Here is a 383-nt window from a genome sequence, read left to right on the forward strand (position 1 = left end):
GCATAGTAGAGCCGATCCGCCCGGTCGTAGGCCTCCTTCACCGAACCGTCGAAGCCGTTGACCCGGATCATGCGCCCGACGAGCTGCCAGGCCGTCCGGTTCTGGGCGTCGGCGCTGTTCAGCTGCGCCCAGTCATCAGGGGTGGCGGCGCGGTCGGCGGCCAGGATCTGGCTCACGACCAGCGCCGCGCGGCCGTCGGTGGTGCGGGCCAGCCACGTCGTCGCCCGGGCATCGATGAGGCTGCCATAGGCCGGGTCGAGGTCTTGGATCGCGCTCTCGGTCGCGTCGGAGGCGGCATCGAGCGCGGCGAGCAGGCGGTTGCCGAGTTCGTCCATGCGCGTGCGCAGGGCCGGGTCGCGGGCCGTCACCGGCTGGTCGAAGGC

At 72.3% G+C, this 383-nt stretch carries 1 protein-coding gene; it reads right to left on the reverse strand.

The window, feature by feature from the left end; all coding sequences use genetic code 11:
* A partial coding sequence (locus E4T88_RS19120) for a hypothetical protein (protein ID WP_221411851.1) occupies nt 1–383 on the reverse strand: 383 nt, incomplete at both ends.

This window comes from Dysgonomonas mossii (assembly GCF_004569505.1).
In the GTDB taxonomy this organism is placed as follows: Bacteria; Bacteroidota; Bacteroidia; order Bacteroidales; family Dysgonomonadaceae; genus Dysgonomonas.